Origin of the sequence: Microcoleus sp. Pol1C5 (assembly GCF_036701115.1) — a bacterium.
Classification (GTDB): domain Bacteria; phylum Cyanobacteriota; class Cyanobacteriia; order Cyanobacteriales; family Microcoleaceae; genus Microcoleus.
In genome coordinates this window covers 1-20,613 of sequence record NZ_JAUBQE010000022.1, presented here as the reverse complement: position 1 = coordinate 20,613, position 20,613 = coordinate 1, and the positions used below count along the sequence as shown (strand labels likewise).

Annotated in this window: 11 protein-coding genes; 9 read left to right on the top strand and 2 right to left on the bottom strand. The window is 45.9% G+C overall.

Going from position 1 to position 20,613, the window contains the following annotated elements; genetic code table 11:
* The first annotated feature begins 73 nt into the window (after positions 1–73).
* The 3 genes from QUA23_RS13985 (at position 74) to QUA23_RS13975 (ending at position 10,593) form a co-directional block, all read left to right on the top strand.
* Entirely contained in the window at positions 74–5,872 is a 5,799-nt protein-coding gene (locus tag QUA23_RS13985) for an AAA family ATPase (protein WP_333074933.1), read from the top strand.
* A 120-nt stretch (positions 5,873–5,992) separates the two neighbouring features.
* Positions 5,993–8,431, top strand: a complete 2,439-nt coding sequence (locus QUA23_RS13980; protein WP_333074932.1) for a diguanylate cyclase domain-containing protein — start codon at positions 5,993–5,995, stop codon at positions 8,429–8,431.
* Between the two features lie 581 nt (positions 8,432–9,012).
* Positions 9,013–10,593 carry a calcium-binding protein gene (locus tag QUA23_RS13975; protein ID WP_333110408.1) on the top strand — a complete coding sequence of 527 codons (1,581 nt, stop codon included), beginning with the start codon at positions 9,013–9,015 and terminating at the stop codon, positions 10,591–10,593.
* Positions 10,594–10,660: 67 nt separating this feature from the next.
* Here the strand turns inward: QUA23_RS13975 and QUA23_RS13970 are convergent, their stop codons facing one another.
* Positions 10,661–11,023, bottom strand: a complete 363-nt coding sequence (locus QUA23_RS13970) for a hypothetical protein (RefSeq protein ID WP_333074930.1) — start codon at positions 11,021–11,023, stop codon at positions 10,661–10,663.
* Between the two features lie 401 nt (positions 11,024–11,424).
* On the opposite strand from QUA23_RS13970, the gene QUA23_RS13965 reads away from it, so the two are divergent.
* On the top strand, positions 11,425–12,267 hold the full coding sequence (locus tag QUA23_RS13965) for a photosystem II manganese-stabilizing polypeptide (RefSeq protein ID WP_333074929.1): 843 nt from the start codon (positions 11,425–11,427) through the stop codon (positions 12,265–12,267).
* A gap of 463 nt (positions 12,268–12,730) precedes the next feature.
* Complete coding sequence (locus QUA23_RS13960; RefSeq protein WP_333074928.1) at positions 12,731–13,504, top strand: RNA polymerase sigma factor SigF; 774 nt, start codon at positions 12,731–12,733, stop codon at positions 13,502–13,504.
* A 436-nt stretch (positions 13,505–13,940) separates the two neighbouring features.
* On the opposite strand, the gene QUA23_RS13955 is transcribed toward QUA23_RS13960, so the two are convergent.
* On the bottom strand, positions 13,941–15,107 hold the full coding sequence (locus QUA23_RS13955) for a pyridoxal phosphate-dependent aminotransferase (RefSeq protein WP_333074927.1): 1,167 nt from the start codon (positions 15,105–15,107) through the stop codon (positions 13,941–13,943).
* Between the two features lie 210 nt (positions 15,108–15,317).
* Between QUA23_RS13955 and QUA23_RS13950 the strand changes: the two genes are divergently transcribed.
* From QUA23_RS13950 to QUA23_RS13935, 4 genes are all read left to right on the top strand, one after another.
* The gene (locus tag QUA23_RS13950; RefSeq protein WP_333074926.1) at positions 15,318–15,830 is read left to right on the top strand and encodes an adenine phosphoribosyltransferase; all 513 of its coding nucleotides are present in this window, start codon (positions 15,318–15,320) and stop codon (positions 15,828–15,830) included.
* Between the two features lie 165 nt (positions 15,831–15,995).
* Positions 15,996–17,036, top strand: a complete 1,041-nt coding sequence (locus QUA23_RS13945) for an ABC transporter permease (protein ID WP_333074925.1) — start codon at positions 15,996–15,998, stop codon at positions 17,034–17,036.
* A 231-nt stretch (positions 17,037–17,267) separates the two neighbouring features.
* Positions 17,268–19,733, top strand: a complete 2,466-nt coding sequence (locus QUA23_RS13940) for an amino acid permease (protein ID WP_333074924.1) — start codon at positions 17,268–17,270, stop codon at positions 19,731–19,733.
* 32 nt (positions 19,734–19,765) lie between these two features.
* A partial coding sequence (locus QUA23_RS13935) for a leucine-rich repeat domain-containing protein (RefSeq protein ID WP_333110406.1) occupies positions 19,766–20,613 on the top strand: 848 nt, incomplete at its 3' end.

The following is a 20,613-nucleotide window of genomic DNA, read 5'->3' as shown; positions in this document are numbered from 1 at the left end:
TCACAGGAGTTGGAAACTATATTTTCTTCTGTTAAGCTACAAACAGCCCGCCCATGAGGCAGATAATAAAAATATGAAAACTCAAAATTTTACATTGATAGGTTATCAAACGCTCGATCGCATTTACTCAGGAACTCGCACCCAGGTTTATCGAGCTTTCCGTATTCAGGACAAACTGCCCGTCGCGATCAAAGTCTTGCATAGCGAGTATCCCACCTTTAGCGAACTCGTGCAATTTCGGAATCAATATACGATCGCCAAAAACCTCCACTTGCCCGGAATCATCCAAACATACAGCTTAGAATCCTACCAAAACAGCTATGCGCTGGTAATGGAAGACTTCGGGGGAATTTCTCTCAAAGAATGGACTCAACAAGGGGAAACTCTACTCAATTTAAGCGAGTTTTTGCAAATGGCGATCGCACTATGCGACAGCTTAAATATTCTCTACCGAGAACGCATCATTCACAAAGACCTCAAACCCAGCAACCTTTTAATTAACCCGGAAACAAAACAAATCAAATTAATCGACTTTAGTATTGCATCTTTATTGCCACGAGAAACCCAAACCCTCCTTAATCCTAATGTTTTAGAAGGGACACTTGCTTACATTTCTCCCGAACAAACCGGAAGAATGAACCGGGGAATTGACTACCGGACGGATTTTTATTCTTTAGGTATCACTTTCTACGAATTACTGACAGGAGAGTTGCCATTTCAATCAAATGACCCAATGGAGTTAGTACATTGCCATATCGCCAAAGCAGCACCATTAGTACACAAAACTAACCCACAAATTCCATCTGTACTTTCAGAAATTGTCAGTAAATTGATGGCAAAAAATTCCGAATCCAGATATCAGAGTGCGTTGGGATTGAAATTTGATTTAGAAAAATGTTTAGATCAGCTAAAAGAAACTGGTGAAATTCAAAGCTTTGAAATTGCTAGTAATGATTTGTACGATCGCTTCATCATCCCTGATAAACTTTATGGCAGAGAAACCGAAGTATCAACCCTACTGCAAGCATTTGAGCGAGTTAGCCTTGGTGCAACAGAAATGATGCTGGTAGCTGGGTTTTCTGGAATTGGAAAAACCGCAGTTGTTAATGAAGTTCATAAACCCATTGTGCGGCAACACGGCTATTTTATCAAAGGGAAATTTGACCAATTCAATCGCAATATTCCCTTCTCTGCATTTGTGCAAGCCTTCCGCGATCTAATGGGGCAGTTGCTTAGTGAAAGCGATGGCGAATTAGACATCTGGAAAACTCAGATTCTTCAGGCGCTAGGGCACAATGGGCAAGTAATCATTGAGGTAATTCCAGAATTAGAACGCATCATTGGTAAGCAACCACCAGCGACAGAATTATCAGGAACGGCGGCACAAAATAGATTTAATTTGCTATTCCAAAAGTTCATTCAAGTCTTCACAACAAAAGAACATCCCTTGGTGATGTTTTTAGATGATTTACAGTGGGCTGATTCTGCCTCGCTCAATTTGATGCAACTTTTGATGAATGAGTCGGAAAGTCACTATTTATTGATGATTGGGGCTTTCCGAGATAATGAAGTCTCACCGGCGCATCCCTTAATGTTGACATTGGATGCTGTAGCCAAAGCTAACGCCACCATCAATACCATTACTTTGGGTTCCCTCAGTCAGGTTAGCTTAAACCAGCTAGTCGCTGACACGCTCAACTGCCATATTTTGACCGCTCAAGCCTTGACAGAACTGATTGCCCTCAAAACAAAAGGCAATCCCTTTTTTGCCACCCAGTTTCTCAAAGCATTGTATCAAGATGGATTGATTCAGTTCGATCGCAACTTGGGGCATTGGCAGGGCGATTTGGCAGAGATTCGCACTGTCGCCGTGTCCGATGATGTCGTGGAATTTATGGCATCACAGTTACAAAAACTGCCGAATTATACCCAAGATATTCTCAAATTAGCCGCTTGTATTGGCGCACAGTTTGATTTGAATACCCTGGCGAGCGTCTCCCAACAATCTGAATCTGATGCCGCCGTCGCTCTCTGGAAAGCTTTGCAGGAAGGACTGGTTATTCCCCAAAGTGAAGTTTATAAGTTCTATGTGGGCGAATTGGATACCACCCAAAACACACAAACTGAAACGCTCAATTATAAGTTCCTCCACGATCGTATCCAACAAGCCGCCTATTCTCTGATTCCCATTGAGCAACAGCAATCTACTCATCTAGCCATCGCTCGACTGCTGCACCAAAGCACCCCAGAAACTGACCTAGAAACCAAAGTTTTCGAGATTGTCAACCCCTGGAATCGGGTAATTAATTTCATCTTCGACCCACAGGAAAGAAAGAATCTCGCTCAACTGAATTTAATGGCTGGTAGCAAAGCCAAAGCCTCAACTGCTAATGAGCCAGCCCTCACCTATTTCCAGACGGGTTTAACGCTGCTATCTGATGAAAGTTGGCAAACCGAACCGCAGCTAACCCTAGGATTACATGAAGGCGCAGCAGAAGCGGCTTATTTATGCGGTAATTCTGCTCAGATGGAGGAGTGGGTGAGGGTAATTTTATCGCAAAACCTCCAACCGACTGCATATGTCAAAGCTTATACAATCCAGATTCAAGCTTATAACAATCAGGGTCAGTATCAAGAAGCGATCGCGATCGCTCACACGGCCTTAGCAAAATTCAATGTTTATCTCCCTGAACAGCCGACACCCGCAGATATTGCTCCTGCTATGGAAGAAGTCAGGGAATTACTCAAGGGCAGAACAATCAAAGAGTTACTCACTTTACCAGTGATGACAGAGGCAGAACCCTTGGCGATCATGCAGTTGCTGTCGAGCATTAGCTCCACAACTTATAATTCGGCTCCTTTGCTGTTTCCTTTTGTTATTTTGACCCAAGTCAAACTATCGATTAATCAGGGAAATACAGGCTTGTCAGCCTTTAGCTACACTGTCTATGGTGTCTTATTAATCAATATCTTAGAAGACTTGGATGGGGCTTATGATTTCGGTCAGTTAGCACTGCAACTGGTGGCAAAACTCAATGCGCGATCGATACAAACAAAAGTCCTGAATACCTTCGCAATCTTTATTGTCCATTGCAAATTTCACTTCCCTGACTGCTCGCCCGTGTATATAAAAAGTTTTCAGACCGCTTTAGAAATCGGCGACTTAGAATTTGCTGGTCTTAATGTTTATGCCATTTGCCAATCGTTTTATCACATGGGCAAGAACTTAACTACATTAGTTACAGAAGTAGAACCCTATCTGGCAGTCCTATCGCAGCACAATTTAGCCGTTCATTTAAATTACAGTTATACATCTTTACACTCAGTTCGACGCTTAGAAGGCACTCAAAGCAAGGAAGACTTGGCAACCCAAGGGAAACAGCTACATCATTCATTTACGATCACTAATGACTTAAGTGGTTTAAATTTGTATTGGGTAAATCGGCTGACTGTTTCCTATCTATTTGGTGAAATAGGGCAGGCAAGTGAGGATGCGGCACAAGCCCGTCAAAGCCTAGCAGCAGGAGCCGGTTTATTTCATGAATTCGTTTTTTACTTCTACGATTCCCTTACAGCCTTGGCTGAATATCCTGAAGCTACAGATAAAACGGCCTTGTGCGATCGCATTTTGGCAAACCAAGCCAAACTCCAGCATCGTGCCAACCACGCCCCGATGAACTTTCAACACAAATATGACTTAGTTGAAGCAGAACGATATCGGGTATTTGGGCAAAACTATGAAGCGGGAGATTATTACGATCGCGCAATTTCTGGAGCCAAAGCCAATGAATATATCCAAGAAGAAGGTTTAGCAAACGAATTAGCTGCCAAGTTTTACCTTGCTTGGGGAAAAGAAAAAGTCGCCGCAGGTTATATGCAGGAAGCATATTATTGTTATGCCAAGTGGGGAGCAAAAGCCAAAGTCGCCGACTTAGAACAGCGCTATCCCCAATTACTCGCGCCTATATTACAGCAAAGCCGTTCGGGTTTTTCAACTAACGAAACTATCTTCGCCTTGGGGACTCTTACATCGACCAGTTCCGCTACTGGTAGCAGCAGTGCCTCTTTGGCTTTAGATTTAGCTGCCATTTTCAAAGCTTCCCAAGCTATCTCCAGCGAAATCGAACTGTCCAAACTGCTTTCATCGTTGCTTTCCATTGTCATCGAAAATGCGGGAGCCGATAAATGCGTGTTAACACTGCTACGAGACGAGCGCTTGCTAATTAAAGGCTCAATTACCAAGGGAAGAAACCCAGTTGTGTTGCAGAGGATTCCTGTTGAGGAGAGCCAGGAAATTCCCCTAAAGCTAATTTACAAAGTTAAGCATAACAATCAGGCTGTGGTGCTGGTAAATGCGACAGCAGATCCTACTTTAGCCAACGATCCGTATATCATGCGCCAGCAGCCAAAGAGTATCTTGTGCAGTCCGATTTTGCATCAAGGCAAGTTGATGGGGATTTTATATCTGGAAAATAGTTTAGCAATAGGAGCATTTACGAGCGATCGCGTCGAACTCCTGAATCTACTTTGCGCTCAAGCCGCAATTTCCCTAGAAAATGCCCGACTTTACGAACAAGCCCAACAAATGCTAGTAGAACTGCGTGCCAGCAAAGCCCGCTTTCAAAAGCTAGTGGATAATCTTCCTGGGATAATTTACCAGATTTGCCTGGCTCCTGATGGTTCTGTTTCAATTCCCTACGTTAGTCCAGGCTGCGCCGCTCTATATGAAGTGCCACCCCAAGATTTCTTGGCAGGCATCACAGATTTTCGGATGCTGGAGCATCCAGACGATCGCCGAGCTCTGACTGAGGCATTCATCGATTCTGCCGAGACTCTCACGCGTTTTGAGCAGGAATGGCGCATTATTACGACCTCTGGCACTGTGAAATGGGTGCAGGCGGCATCACGACCGGAACGGCAAGCCGACGGCTCGATCGTCTGGGATGGCGTGATGATGGATATTAGCGATCGCAAAATTGCAGAACTTGCCTTCGAGCAAAAATCAGTGGAATTACAACAAGCATTACACCACTTGCAAAACGCCCAATTACAAATCGTCCAAAGTGAAAAAATGTCGGCTTTAGGTAATTTAGTAGCGGGTGTGGCGCATGAAATGAATAATCCTTTGGGCTTTATTGCTGCCAGTCTCCAAGAAACCAAACCTACGATTGCCGACTTGCTCGAACACTTGCAACTCTATCAAGAAACTTTCCCCAACCAGAGCGAGCCAATTATCGACCATGCCGAAGAAATCGATCTGGAATATACCTTGGAAGACTTACCTAAGATAATGGATTCCATGTCTACGGCCTGTGACAGGCTGAAAAATATCAGTACCAGCCTCTGCACATTCTCTCGTGCCGATCTAGATTATAAAGTACCATTTAACATCGCCCAAGGCATTGATAGCACCATTCTCATTCTCAAACATCGTCTCAAGGCAAATGAACAACGCCCCGCCATTGAAGTGATAACTGATTATGCTAAATTGCCCCAGGTTGAATGTTTCCCTGGGCAATTAAATCAGGTATTTATGAATATTATGGCAAATGCTATTGATGTGCTAGACGAATCAAATATGGGAAGGAGTTTTGAGGAAATTAATTATAATCCTAACCGAATTACAATTAAAGGTTCTCTAGAAAATAAAAATGTAAAAATTACCATTGCTGATAATGGTAAGGGGATGAGCGAAGCAATTAAGCAAAAAGTATTTGACCATTTATTTACTACGAAAGCAGTTGGTAAAGGTACGGGGTTGGGGTTAGCGATCGCCCGTCAAATCATCGTCGAAAAACATGGAGGGGCGATCGAGGTAGATTCTGTGCTCGGTCAAGGAACTGACTTTAAGATTAGCTTACCAATACAATGAAACAACCGGAAACAGTAAAATATTTACTCTCCTGTGCAATTGCGTAGATTTGTAACTTGATCGGGAAATGCTTCCAAAGAATATCCGAGGATATTCTTAGTTCACAAGAGGCAAGCATCAATGTCTTCCTTAAAAAATCTCAGCATACCACTCCAGTTAATTCTAATTGTCCCCTTTGTCCTGCAAATCTTTGCAGCCGTTGGGCTGGTGGGTTATTTCTCTTTTCGCAACGGGCAAAAAGCAATTCATCAGCTAGCAATCAAATTGATGGGCGAGATTGACGATGGCGTTAACCAGCAGTTGAATTTTTACTTAGCAGTCCCCCACCAGATTAACCAAATCAATGCCGATGCAGCCCAAAGTCGGATCTTAAATCTGCAAGATCCGGAAACCACAGGCCACTACTTTTGGCAACAAATGCAGGTTCACAAAAACCTGAGCTACATTTTTTATGCCTTGCCAACAGGAGAATATAGTGCAGCAGGGCGATGGGAAGAAGGAGGCAATATCGTAATTGACGAGGTATCTCCACGCACTAATTATCAAAGCTACAGTTACTCAACAGACCTGCGGGGAAACCGACAGCAATTAATTTACAAAGCACCATATCAACCTTTGTCAGAAGATTGGTATATTCAGGCAGTAAAAAGTGGTAAACCAATTTGGAGTAATATATACAACTGGGATGGTTCACCGGACGTTATTTCTATTAGCGCTGCGCTGCCTGTATATGACGATCGGCAGCAATTAATTGCGGTGATGGGAGTTGACTTTCAGTTGTCTAATATTAGCTACTTTTTACATAAATTAAAAGCGAGTCAGATGGCAAAAATTGTAATTTTAGAGAGAGATGGCAACATTGTGGCTAGTTCCAGCAGCGAACGACCTTTCACTATAGTTGGCAAGAGAGCAAAGCGCTTGAAAGCGGCTGCCAGCACAGATCCTCTGATTCGATCGCTCGCCGCAAACTTACAAAAAAAATTCGGTAATTTTCACTGCATTAAAGCCGGATATTCCTTAAATATGCAATTTGAGGGAAAGCAATATCACACTTTAGTCAATCCGTGGCAAGATAAGTACGGACTCGATTGGTTAATCGTGGTTGCGATTCCCGAATCTGATTTGATGGCGCAAATCGATGCCAATACTCGCACTACCATTGTGCTGTGTTTTACAGCGCTAGCATTCGCCACAATTTTAGGCATCTACACCTCGCGCTGGATTACCCGTCCCATTCTCAAATTGCAACAAGCAACTGTTGCCATTGCCAGCGGAGAACTCGATCGCAGCGTGGACGTGAAAGGTATCCGCGAGATCGAAGGATTGGCGCGATCGTTCAATGAAATGGCCTCACAACTTAAAACCTCTTTCACCGAACTCGAAGATCGCGTTGCAGAACGCACCGAAGCCCTCCAACAAGCCAACCAAAAGTTATTGCAACTAGCAAGCTCAGATGAACTGACTCAAATTGCGAATCGCCGCCATTTTAATGAATGTCTCAAGAAAGAATGGCACCGACACCTGCGCGAACAGAAGTTTCTCGCTTTGATTCTGATTGATATTGATTACTTTAAATTTTACAACGACTCTTACGGACACCAATGTGGAGATGAGTGTTTGTTTCAAGTGGCACAAGCAATCGATCGATTTCCCAAACGTGCCGCTGATTTAGTTGCTCGTTACGGAGGGGAAGAGTTTGTGGTAATTTTACCCAATACCCCGCCAGAAGGTGCTTTGAAATGTGCAGAGTTACTGCGAACAGCAGTATTATCTCTGGCGATTCCCCATGCTAAATCGGCAGTGAGTCCCTATGTCACCTTAAGTTTAGGCGTAGCAGCACTGATTCCGACCTCAGACAACAAACCAGAAAACCTAATTGCCGAAGCAGATGAAGCACTGTATCAAGCTAAAAAACTAGGACGAAATCAAAGCTACCTTCGGGGTGACTCGCAGGGAAAGGTTAAACCAACTAATATCGATCTGAAAGATGGGGCCGATCGCATTAAATCCCTCAGCAACAGCCTGGGCAATTTCTCCTACAGTGTTGGCGATATTAAGCAACCTTTTAACTTACATGAAGGCATTGATAGTAGTTTATTAATTTTGGCAGATCGCGTCAGAGCCAACGAACATCGTCCCGCCATTAAAGTGGTCACCGAATACGGTCAGATTCCAGAAATTACTTGTTTCCCGGAACAGTTAAACCAAGTGTTTTTGAATATTTTGGCAAACGCGATCGATGCTCTGGAAGAATCCAATCAAGGGCGAAGTTTTAGTGAAATTAAAGCCAGTCCGAACCGCATTACAATTCGTACCCAGATGACGAACGACAAATGCGTGACGATTGGGATTTCCGACAATGGAATTGGCATGACAGAGGAGGTGAAACAGCAGATTTTCGATCGCCTGTTCACCACCAAAGCAGTCGGTCGGGGAACAGGGTTGGGAATGGCGATCGCTAAGTCTATCGTTGTCGAAAAACATGGCGGAAGAATTAATGTAAATTCCACCTTGGGGGGAGGAAGTGAATTTGAGATAGTGTTACCTATTACTGAATAAAAATAGAAGATATTCTTCATGATTTTAGATTGTATATCTTACATTGAATAACTGCAAAAGACAGACAATTTAGTGATTTAAAACACGGGCTTACAGTGGCATTTTTTAATGAGTATGTGAAGTAGAATTTTGAGGATGAGCAAGAAGGAAAAAGGTGATTCATTTGTCCTTCTTGCTCATTTCCTGTGTCGAGTTTGACCGAAAGCATCCAGCATACAAGCCGGGTTTATCCGTGGATAAGTAAAAAACCTGTATCCGATGAAAGTTGCCCCCCGAATTTATCCGTGAGGTCAATGCTTCAATTCTTTAATCTAAAATCTAAAATCTAAAATCAATTGACTTTCTTGAGTACGATCGACTAATTTTTATTTGAAAAAATCCCGAATAACTAAATTAGATTGCCGATCGGGCATTATACCAGCCCCGATCGCAACTGCAGACACGAGCAAAACTTCCAGCGCCCCTTCGCCAGATTGCCAAAATCTCAATTATGCTAACCTAGGCAAGCAGCAATCCCTTGTCACGAAGGCGATTAACCTAATTTCAAACAATTTATTTTATTGAGGAGCGGTGTATCCCGTATGGCAAACCTGATCGGCACAGACAGCAACGACTTTATTCTAGGAACTCCGCTGGGCGATCGAATTCGCGGCTTAGATGGCGATGACACGCCCCTGGGTGCGGGAGGAGATGACACCCTAGAGGGCGACGGCGGCAACGACCAGCTTCTTGGAGCTGACGGAGCAGATTCGTTGCTTGGCGCTGAAGGAAATGACGAACTCATTGGCAACCAAGGTCGCGATTTTGCTTCCGGCGGGAACGGCGACGACTCGATTCGCGGCGGTTTGGGCAACGACCTCCTCGAAGGCAACGACGGGATAGACAGCGTGGTGGGAGATGCAGGGGACGACTTAGTTTTTGGCAACGGAGGCTTTGATGTGATTGCCGGCGGTACTGGCAACGACACCCTCACAGGGAATGACGGCGACGATTCCGTGTTCGGGAATGCTGATGATGACTTTCTCTACGGGAATTTTGGGAACGATTCTCTCAACGGTGGCAGTGGTAGGGATCAAATGTTTGGCGCTGAGGGCAACGATTATTTGACCGCCAGCGACGGCGACGACACTTTGTACGGCAATGCCGACAACGATTCGCTCTTCGGAGATGCTGGTAATGACCAGATATTCGGTGGCAAGGCTGACGATACAGCTTTTGGCGGCAGCGGTTCCGATACCCTTCGCGGCGATGAAGCCGACGACTCGGTACTGGGAGATGAAGGTAATGACTTCCTGTTTGGCGGCAAAGGTAATGATGGTATCGACGGCGGTTTTGGCGATGACTCCTTGGCCGGAGGTATCGGCGACGATACCATTTTGGGAGGTTTCGGCAATGACAATTTATTTGGGGCAGAGGGTAATGATTCTCTGATCGGAGGTGAGGGTTCGGATACTCTGACTGGCGGCAGTGGCAGCGATGTCTTTGGATTGGGAGCCGGGCCTGGCAGTTTGGCTTTAATTACTGATTACAATGACACAGAGGATTTCTTTGGACTGCCGAGCAATTTATCTTTCGCTCAACTGCAAGTTCGCCAAGGTAACGGTGCAAATGTCAGGGATACAGTAATTACGACGCAAGATGGCAAGCTTTTAGCAATTTTGACAGACACTCCGGCGGCGCTGATCGAGGCGAATGATTTTATCGCTGTGACTGGGACAGTTAACCCCAGACCAACCACCATTACAACTACAACTACAACTACAGTTACCACCACCACTACAGATCCAACTCTAACTCCAACTCCGACTGAGACGCCGACTCCAACTCCAACTCCAACTCCGACTGAGACGCCGACTCCAACTCCAACTCCAACTCCAACTCCAACTCCGACTCCGACAGCAGCACCGACTCCGACTCCGACAGCAGCACCGACTCCGACTCCGACAGCAGCACCGACTCCGACTCCGACAGCAGCACCAACTCCGACTCCGACAGCTTCGAGGATTCCAACTCCGCCGACAGTTAGCGTGCCTGATTCGCCTCTGCTGTCAATTAGTTCGATCCCCCCGACTCCCGGACTATTGCCAATGCCCGGGCAGACGCCGATATTCCCGACGGTGCCAAACCCGCTACCCTTACCTCCTACACCTTTCGGGTTCTAGGTGCGATCGCGCAGCTCGCTGATGAGTGATGAGTTAATGTAAAACTCACTAAACTCATCACTCAAAACTATTTAACATCCTGGGGAGTTTCGGCCGAGTCTTCTGGCGACTCGGCCGGAGAATCTTCTAGGGGAGATAATTGTTGGGTGTACCCCAAGAGCGATCGAAGTTTCATGCGGTGGATGTAAGGCCAGCCGCCATTGGCTTCAATATTCCTTAGCAGTTTGTAAAGTGCTTGGCGGTTGTCGGGAAAAGACGCTTGAAACAAACCGTCGCGAATTTCCCGGTGCGAAGCTTCCAGTGTCCGCAGCAGGGACAAAAGCAGCAGACTGTCTCCCTGACAATTTTCGGCTAAAGTCCGAATCGCCTCTGTCACTGATTGCATTTGAGACTGCAAATTTTCTGACTCTAAATCTTTGCCGTTGTCCATACCGCTGCTTCCTTTGAAATCTACAAGGCCTTTGTCCCCAGCCTTTTGGTCAACCGACTAATCGAGCTAGTCGCGATCGCCATTCGGGGTCATAAGCAAAGTAACTTAAGTAGGTTGACTTAAGCAATATTAATTTGCAGTCCAAGTCAGGAAAAGAGCACCACCCGTCGTACCATGTGTATTGGGCTGCGATCGGAACATGATTGAGAAATCATAAGTTCTTGCTTATTTTCACGCCGCACTAGCTTGATTGTTTGAGTCAATGCCGGTGTCGGTGAAGCGAGGGATCAGGATCTAAATGCTGCCCGAAGCGCTGGCCTAGCCTGCCGGCGGGCAATTATATTTTGCTCGAAGTAGGGCTTTTTCTTAATATAATCCGATGTTGGATATTGAGGTTTGCAATGAAATATCGTGCTTTAATTGTTGCACTTTTAGCATTTTGCATGAGTGCGCTGGTTGCTTGTTCTTCTGCTCCTGACACGACGGTGGCAACTACCGAGTTGCTCACCTACGACCAGATTAGAGGTACTGGCTTGGCTAATAACTGCCCTAGCTTGGCAGAAACTTCTCGGGGATCGATCCCCATCGAAGCGGGCGCCACCTATAAACTGACTGGTTTGTGTTTGCAGCCCACAACTTATTTTGTCAAGGAAGAACCAGCAAACAAACGCCAAGAAGCGGAATTTGTGCCTGGTAAATTGCTGACACGGTTCACGTCGAGCATTGACCAAGTTCAAGGTACGCTCAAGGTCGGTACTGATGGCACTCTGACTTTCACAGAAGAAGACGGCTTGGATTTTCAAGCTATTACGATTCAGTTACCGGGCGGAGAGCAAGTACCTTTCTTGTTTACCATTAAACAGCTAGTGGCCAGTTCCGAACCGGGAGTGGTTGCTATCAATACTTCCACCGATTTGCGAGGGGAGTTTAACGTTCCTTCTTACCGCAGCGCAGGCTTTTTAGACCCTAAAGCTCGCGGGGTAGCGACTGGCTACGACAATGCTGTGGCGCTTCCGGCTAGTGACAATTCCAAACGCGTGCGGGCTAATGTTAAGGTGGCTGACACTCGCACCAAGGCTGGCAAAATTTCTCTCCAAGTTGCTAAAGTTAACAGCGCCACTGGCGAAATTGGCGGGATTTTTGAGAGTACGCAGCCTTCTGATACTGATTTGGGAGCTAGACCCGCTCTGGACGTGAAAATTCGGGGTTTGTTTTATGCTCGCATTGAGCCTTCTGTGTCATAAAATTGGCTTTCAGGATCGATCGAACTTGAGCAGTTTTTTGCCCTAGAGCTACTGCTCACCCTTCATTAGCCAACAGTCTTGAGCAACATAACTTAGGACTGTTGACTAATGACTAAATTTATGATTTAATTTGGATGAATACCAAATTATTAATTTGGCATTTTTAATTAATTAAAGTATTGTATTAAAACCGCTTGAAAATTGTCATTTACTTTTAAAAAAATCCGGTTAAATTCAGGCTTGTGCCGAAGGTCTTCTGCCGGATCAAGTTCTGCCTTCTGTCGAAAAACTTTCGGATAATCCAGCTAAATCCCTGCACCTTCCGAAATTTAAACAGGTGTGTCCGCTATCACACCTATTAAGTGCTAGGATTACACTACCTAAAAGTGAATTTTTTTAGACTAGATTGGAAACTAGATCTAAAGCAAGCTCAGTCCTCTGCTCTACCCACCCTTATGCCACCATGTCTACCACAGTGCCGAACGAGCTAAAAAGCGAAAATTTGCAATTGTTGCGCGAGTATCAACTTTCTGGATCGAATGAAACCCGCAATCAGTTAGTTAAACTGAATATTGGGCTGGTGAGAAAAGAAGTTTATCACTGGGTAAACCAGTGCAGTGAAAGCTACGACGATTTGCTGCAAGTCGGGTGTATTGGGTTGATCAGGGCGATCGAGCGCTTTGATATCGCGAAGGGGCACGCTTTTAGTTCCTTTGCAATTCCCTACATACGGGGAGAAATTCAACACTACTTGCGGGACAAAAGCCCTTCTGTGCGATTTCCCCGCCACTGGCAGTCCCTGGAACGCAAATCAGTAGCAGCAATCAAGGATTTGCAGGTGCAGTTAAACCGCAAACCTACGGATGCTGAAGTAGCAGCAGTCCTTGAGGTTTCTGTACAAGAATGGCAAGAAATTAAGTTAGCCCATCTCAACCGATCGCCTCTGAGTTTGGACGCGCCGATGCAAGATGAAGATGAGGGGGCGACTTGTCTGGGAGAATTGGTGCCCGATAGCAAGTATCGGAGTTTTCAGTTGGCGCAAGAGGATCAAATTCGCGTACAGCAAGCTTTGGCTATGTTGGAGCAACGGACTCGCGAGATATTGGAGTTTGTGTTTCTCTACGATTTGACGCAGAAGGAAACCGCTGAACGCTTGGGTATCAGTGCGGTGACTGTTTCTCGGCGAGTTAAGAAGGGGCTGGATTTGCTCAAAGAAATCATGACGAAACAGCTTTAGTCAGCAGTCATTAGTCATTAGTCATTGGTCAGCAGTAGTTATACCAATTCTGAAAAATATTGCTAGATATGAATTATCAGCTATCGTCTGTAGGGAAACGGCACTGCCGTGTCCGGCAGGTGGTAAGAGCGAATGAACGATAATTTATATATAGCAATCCTAAGTCATTTGTGAATTTCTTACTCCCGAACCGCGGGTTCGGGGAGGGCTGGGGTGGGGTAAAAAATTTACGACTCCTGCAAGGATTGCTATAGGACAATTACTGTAGCAAGACTTTTTAAAATGGGTATTAGTCAACAGTCAGCAGGAGTCAGTCAACAGTCAATAGTCAACAGCGATGTGTAATTAGTCAGTGGCTACCAAGAACAAATAGCAAATGACTAATGACTAATGACTAATGACTAATGACTAATGACTACTAACTACTAACTAATTTTTAAATGCTGCGGACAAATTTATCCAGCCTTTCTACGGCTTTTTTAATTGTGCCTAAATCGGTGGCGTAAGACAAGCGAATATGGTCGTCTGCACCAAAAGCAATCCCCGGAATAACGGCTACTTGCTGCTGTTCTAAGAAAGCGTCGCAAAATTCCAGAGAATTCAATCCAGTCTTGCTGATGTTGACAAACATATAGAAAGCACCGTCTGGTTTAATACAGCTAATCCCAGGGATAGCATCGAGTAATTCAAATATTACCTGACGCCTTTCGGCAAAAGCTAGACGCATTGTTTCGACAAACTCTTGACTGCTTTCCAAAGCTGCGATCGCCCCGTACTGTGCAAAAGTACACACATTTGAGGTACTGTGACCTTGAATCGTGCCGGTGGCTTTGATTAATTCGATCGGCCCGGCCAAATAACCGACTCGCCAGCCTGTCATCGAGTAAGCTTTAGCAAAACCGCTGCTGATTAGGGTGCGATCGAAGATTTCTTTGCCTAGGGAACCGATGCTGACGTGTTGAGCGCCGTCATATATAATTTTTTCGTAAATCTCGTCAGCAACGACTAAAATATCTCGATCGACTATCACCTCGGCCAATGCTTTGAGTTCCGCCGGAGTATAAACCATTCCCGTCGGGTTAGAGGGCGAATTCAGTACAAATAACTTGGTTTTGGGAGTAATCGCTCGACTCAGTTGTTCCGGTGTAATTTTATATCCTGTAGAAGCATCAGTCTGTACAATTACTGGCTTGCCGCTGGCGAGTTTCACCATTTCTGGGTAGCTTAGCCAGTAGGGAGCCGGAATAATTACTTCTTCTCCAGGCTCGATCAGAGCCATCATCAGATTGTAGAGGGAATGCTTGCCGCCGTTGGTGACAATGATATTTTCCGGTTGATAGTTGAGATTATTGTCATCGCGGAGTTTGCGGGCGATCGCAGCTTTTAACTGCGGTTCCCCAGCCACAGGGCCGTACTTAGTCTTCCCCTCGTCTAAAGCTTGTTTTGCCGCTGCTTTAACGTGTTCGGGGGTATCAAAGTCTGGTTCTCCCGTACTCAAACTACAGACATCAATCCCTTCGGCCTTCATGGCTTTAGCCTTAGCGGCGATCGCCAAGGTTATAGAAGGAGAAACCTCACCCACTCGTGCTGCCAACTTAATCATTGGATTTTAGATATTAGATTTTTGACTTTAGATCATAGGGTGACAAATCTTGATATTCAACCCTGTTGTTAGGAAATTATGACATTTGTTTACATATAGTAAATCTAAAATCTAAAATCTAAAATCTAAAATCTAAAATTTAAAATCGATTGACATTATTATTGTACCATTTTTGATGCCTCATTACCCTCAACGCCGATCTGCAAGCTTATGGATCTCAAATCTCTGATTCGCGACATTCCTGATTTCCCCAAGCCGGGAATTTTGTTTCGAGACATTACAACTTTGCTGCGCGACCCGCAAGGACTCAGTTATACCATTGACAACTTAGCCGAAAAATGCTCTGCAATGTCTGCTGACTATGTGGTGGGCATGGAATCGCGCGGCTTTATCTTTGGCGCGCCTTTGGCTTATAAAATGGGAATAGGCTTTATTCCTGTCCGCAAACCGGGGAAACTGCCCGGTGCGGTTCATTTTGCTGAGTACGAGTTGGAGTACGGTGTCGATCGACTGGAGATGCACCAAGATGCGATGACATCCGGCAGCCGGGTGCTGATTGTGGACGATTTAATCGCCACTGGCGGAACAGCGGCTGCGACGGCTAAGTTGTTAGAGCAAGCTGGCTGCGAGCTTGTCGGTTTTGCTTTTATCATTGAATTGCAGGGTTTGGGCGGCAGGCAGAAATTGCCCGATGTGCCGATCGTCACGCTAGTTGAATATTAGTTAGTTCACTGTTAATTACTCGTTGTGGTAAGGTGCGCAGTGCGCACCCTACATCTTACTAAGGATACCAGTTATAAAAAATAATGCAAATGTAAGCACCCTCCCAACCTGGTAGTTATCACTCACTCACAAATCTAAAATCTAAAATCTAAAATCTAAAATAGCATGACTTCTCTTAAGTTAAATCGGAATTGGCGAGCGTTGAATTCTCTGTTTGGCAGCGAGACATTTACTTATGTTTTAAAGCGACTGTTGCAGGCACTTTTAACCCTATTTTTGGCATCGATGCTTTGTTTTGCAATTATTGAACTGGCGCCGGGAAATTACTTGGATACTTTGAGCCAAAATCCGAAGATTTCACCGGAGACACTCAAGCAACTCGAACAGCAGTTCGGCTTAGATAAACCAGCTATTGTGCAGTATTGGCTGTGGCTGCAACAAATTGTAACGCGGGGGAATTTTGGCACGAGTTTTGTGTATCAGCGATCGGTAGCTTCGCTGCTGTGGGAACGGGTACCGGCGACGTTATTAATGGCGATCGCATCTTTGTTGGTGACGTGGGCGATCGCCATTCCCTTGGGAATTGTCGCCGCCGTCAATCAAAACCGCACAGTTGATCGAGTTTTGCAAGTAGTCAGCTACACCGGACAGGGATTTCCGAGCTTTATCACAGCGTTGCTGCTGCTATTTTTTGCTCAAAATACTTCGCCTCTTTTTCCCGTCGGAGGAATGACAAGTATCGACCACGCAGACTTACCTTGGTGGGGTCAAATCCTCGATTACGGCTGGCACTTAATTTTGCCAACTGTCGCCCTCAGCCTTACTGGTTTTGCGGGTTTGCAAAGATTGATGCGCGGACAATTGTTGGACGTGCTGCGTCAAGATTATATCCGAACAGCACGGGCTAAAGGTTTGCCGGACGATCGAGTAATTTACATTCATGCTTTGCGGAATGCTGTTAATCCGTTAATTACGCTATTGGGTTTTGAGTTTGCTAGTTTGTTGAGCGGTGCGTTTATTGCCGAATATTTCTTTAATTGGCCGGGTTTGGGAAAGCTGACTCTGGATGCGGTGAACAATCAAGATTTGTATTTAGTAATGGCAAGTTTGATGATGGGTGCGACGATGTTGATTGTGGGGAATTTGTTGGCAGATTTACTGCTGAAAGCTGTCGATCCTCGGATTAAGCTGGAAGATTTGAAATAGTAGACTTAGCTCAGTCAGGACTGACGCAGTGAGAATAATTTTTTGTCATTTCCATCCTTCACAAGGCTTGAGGACTGTGAAGAAGTTCCAATTCTTATAATTTAGAGAGTATAGAGTATAAAGAAGATCCCAGAGAAGTGGTTGATGAGCTAATTTTTTCGGTTGCGAATGAAACAGTCAGTGACTTCAGGGAAAACTTGAGTCTACATTAGTCCTTTTTCTAGGAGAATCATGAATCGCGATGCGGTTTCAATACCTCCCTTGCCTCAGAGTCTTTCTTCACAAGAAACCTGGGGGTTTGGCTTTAGTGGGTTGCTTTTATGGTTAGGGACTGCGCCTGCGATGAATGCCGCGCTAGGTCCGCAGGCGATCTGGGTTTGGTTGCCGGGAACAATCATTAGCATGATGCTCAACCTGCAAGTTAAGCGGTTAGGGACTTACTTCCCAGAGGTAGCTGGAGGCACCCCAAACTATACGACCCGCTTGCTCCACCGGTTGCCAAACTTGGCTCGCTATGGGGCGATTGGTTATATGTTCGGCTGGGCGTCTGTGCCCGCCATGAATGCGATCGTTCTGACCGATTTAATCAAAGCGAATCTGACGCCACTGGGGATTACCTGTCCAGAGATCCTATTCAGAATTGGGTTTACAGTATTGCCGTTCATCGTTGCTTTTAGTGGAACTCGCACGCTAGGTATTTTGCACTCTTTCTTTATATTTCCAGCGATCGGGTTTCTTCTCACCTTTTGTCTCCAAGGCATGGCTTGGTTAAGTTTTGCTCCCACTAGCCCTGGGGTGCTGGCAGATCTGGGAGCAGGCGTTTCTCCGATCGATTGGATGAAATGGTTCTTTATCGCCGTCTATGCGGTTTATGGTGGCGAAACGGCTTCTTCATTTGTGGCAGATAGTCGCCAACCCAGCGTTACCCTACGGTGCTTGCAAGTGACGACGGGATTGCTTCCGATCGTCTATCTCGGCGGATCGTGGGTTTTGATGCGGTTAGCCACAGAGCCCGGTTTAGGGGATAGCGCCTACCTCAATCTAGTGGCAGCAACCCAACCCTTCTGGGGCAGATTCGCCCCCGCCTTCGTCACCTTTCTGATTGCGTCAGGATGTCTCCTCAGCTCTGCGACTGCTGTTTCTAACAGTCCCCGGATTTTGTATCAGTTAGCCAAAGATGGCTACTTACCACCCGTGTTTGCCGTGCTGTCTCGCCGGGGAGTGCTCGAACCCAGTTTGATTTCCACCCTCGGGATGAGTCTCATTTGCCTGTGGTGGGGCGATGTCGCACGGGTTGTGATGGTGGGGGGCACTGGCTACCTGAGTTCGATGATGGCAATTCACTTAGGTGAGTGGGTCAGTCGGCGACGACCAGAAACCAGATGGCCCTGGTGGTCGCTGGGCTTCTTTGGCCTTGAAGCGGCTGTTTTAGTCGTGGGTGGGTGGGCATGGAGCTGGCAGGACTTAGCCATTGGCTTACTGCTACCTTGGCTGATTGGCGTGGCAGGCACTCAATTACCGCGCCTGAACGTCCCCCTGTTCCATCCCGATCGGTGGATGCAACGGTATCACCAGCAACCCGATACCAGCAAAACAGATTGGTTGGCATTTCAGGTCACGATCTTAATTGGTTTAGTGTGCAGTGCGCTGAGTATTGGCTGGTGGGTGAGAGCGGGTTTAGAGCGGGTGGGTGTGGGGCAATATGTGGCGTTGTTTAGCATTTTGTTAGTGACGGTTGCCTTCGTGGGAGTGGCGATCGCCTGTTGGACCAGTTTGCCTCAAATTGCTGCTATTACTGAAGCCCGAGAGCAAGTCGAACGCACGCTGCTGGAGTTGCAACAGACCCAAATGCAACTCGTGCAGGCAGAAAAAATGTCAAGTTTAGGGCAATTAGTGGCAGGGGTCGCCCATGAAATCAATAACCCCGTTAATTTCATCCACGGCAATCTGACCCATTTGCGGGAGTACACGCAAAATCTGATGGATCTGATTGAACTTTACCAGCAGCAGAATCCTAATACGTCTCCGGATCTTCAAGCTATGGTGGATGACATCGATTTAGAATTTTTGCAGAAAGACCTACCGAAAATCCTGAATTCGATGGAGATTGGCACCGATCGCATTCGTCAGATCGTGCTGTCATTACGCAACTTTTCCCGTCTTGATGAAGCTGAGTTTAAAACTGTCGATATTCAGGCAGGGATTGACAGCACCCTCCTAATTTTGGGACATCGCCTCAAAGCCAGAGCCGATTTCCCAGAGATTAAGGTCACTAAGGACTACAGCCTCCAACTCCACGTTGAGTGCTACCCCGGACAACTCAACCAGGTAGTGATGAATATTCTGGTAAATGCGATCGATGCGCTCGAAGAAAGCGGTCGCGGGAAAACCTATGCACAACTCCAAGCTAATCCGGGGCAGATTAGGATTCGCACGTCACGGATCGAAGCAGATTGGGTAGAAATTGCGATCGCTGACAACGGTGTTGGTATGTCCGAACAGATTCAGCAACGCATTTTCGATCCGTTCTTTACCACCAAGCCTGTGGGAAAAGGGACAGGCATGGGGATGTCCATCAGTTATCAAATCATCACGGAAAAACATCGTGGTAAGCTCAAGTGTTTTTCTACGATCGGGCAAGGAACTGAGTTCATAATTCAGATTCCCACCCGGCAACAATTTCGTAAAGCTGTATAGAACTAATTAATTTTGTACTCTCGGAGTGTTTTATGTCAGAAGAACAGGCAAACGAATCAATTAGTTTTAGCCGCTTTGCAGACTGGTGCAGGCATATTGACAGTCTGTCAGAAGAGGCAAGGCACACAGTTAAAGTATTGGTAAAAAAGGCTGGCACTGATGACCCTGAAGCAGCGGAGCAGATACTTTCAAGCATGACAACACTGAATCTCAGCTACAATTATCTAATTACCGACATCAGCTCCCTCGGTTCGCTCACCAATCTGACAACACTGAATCTCAGCTACAATTATCGAATTACCGACATCAGCTCCCTCGGCTCGCTCACCAATCTGAAAATACTGATTCTCGACAGCAATGGAATTAGCGACATCAGCTTCCTCGGCTCGCTCACCAATCTGTCAACACTGAATCTGCGCCTCAATCAAATTACCGACATCAGCTTTCTCGGCTCGCTCACCAATCTGACCACACTGCATCTCTCCTACAATAAAATTACCGACATCAGCTTCCTCGGCTCGCTCACCAATCTAACCACACTGTATCTGGGCTACAATTATCGAATTAGCGACATCAGCTCCCTCGGCTCGCTCACTAATCTGACAGAACTTGGTCTCGACTATAATAGAATTACCGACATCAGCTTCCTCGGCTCGCTCACCAATCTGACCACACTGTATCTCGGCAACAATCAAATTAGCGACATCAGCTTCCTCGGCTCGCTCACCACTCTGACAACACTGTATCTCGGCAACAATCAAATTAGCGACATCAGCTTCCTCGGCTCGCTCACCACTCTGACAACACTGTATCTCGGCAACAATCAAATTAGCGACATCAGCTTCCTCGGCTCGCTCACCACTCTGACAACACTGTATCT